We start from the raw sequence: 874 nt of genomic DNA, 5'->3' as shown, positions 1-874 counted from the left end.
CCAGGAGCTGGCCGAGCTGGAGCGGCTGCACGGCACCGCCAAGGTGTTCGACCGGCCGCTGGTCGAGGCGCGCGAGCTGGGCCGGGCCGGCGCGATCGAGCCGTTCACGCTCACCATCCACGAGGGCGAGGTCGTCGGGCTGGCGGGGCTGCTCGGCTCCGGCCGTACCGAGGTCGCCCGGCTGCTGTTCGGCGCCGACCACGCGAGCACGGGCGAGATCGCGATCGGCGGCACGCCGCAGCCGCTGCGCACGCCGCGCGCGGCCATGAACCACAAGATCGCTTTCTGCTCGGAGAACCGCCGCTCTGAAGGGCTCATCCCCGACCTGACCGTCCGCGAGAACCTCGTCCTCGCGTTGCAGGCCGCCCGCGGCTGGACCCGGCCCCTGCCCCGCAGCCGGCAGGACGAGCTCGTCTCCCGGTACGTCGCCGCGCTGAACATCCGCCCGGCCGACCCCGACCAGCTCATCCGCAACCTCAGCGGCGGCAACCAGCAGAAGGTCCTGCTGGCCCGCTGGCTGATCCTGGAGCCCCGGCTGCTGATCCTCGACGAGCCCACCCGCGGCATCGACGTCGGCGCCAAGGCCGAGATCCAGCGCTTGGTCGCCGAGTTGTCCGACGGCGGGATGGCGGTGCTGTTCATCTCCGCCGAGCTGGAGGAGGTGCTGCGGCTCAGCCACCGGGTGGCCGTGCTGCGCGACCGCCGCCTGGTGGCCGAGCTCGACAACGACGACCGCCTGACCACGGAGAGCCTCATGGAGACCATCGCCGGCGGAGGACACCCCGCATGAGACGCCTGTTGTGGCCGCTGCTCGCCCTGGCCGCGCTGCTGCTGCTCAACGTCGCCTTCACCGACGGCTTCCTGAGCATCCAGA

General features: G+C 72.3%; 1 protein-coding gene. It reads left to right on the top strand.

Features of this window, described 5'->3' with window-relative positions; genetic code table 11:
• On the top strand, nt 1-790 hold a 790-nt coding region (locus HCN51_RS57750), incomplete at its 5' end, for an ATP-binding cassette domain-containing protein (protein WP_168022231.1).
• Nucleotides 791-874: the final 84 nt, after the last annotated feature.

The organism is Nonomuraea composti, from assembly GCF_012034275.1.
Taxonomy (GTDB): Bacteria; Actinomycetota; Actinomycetes; order Streptosporangiales; family Streptosporangiaceae; genus Nonomuraea; species Nonomuraea composti.
The sequence above is the reverse complement of the archived record's forward strand: the minus strand, read 5'-3'. Positions and strand labels throughout refer to the sequence as shown.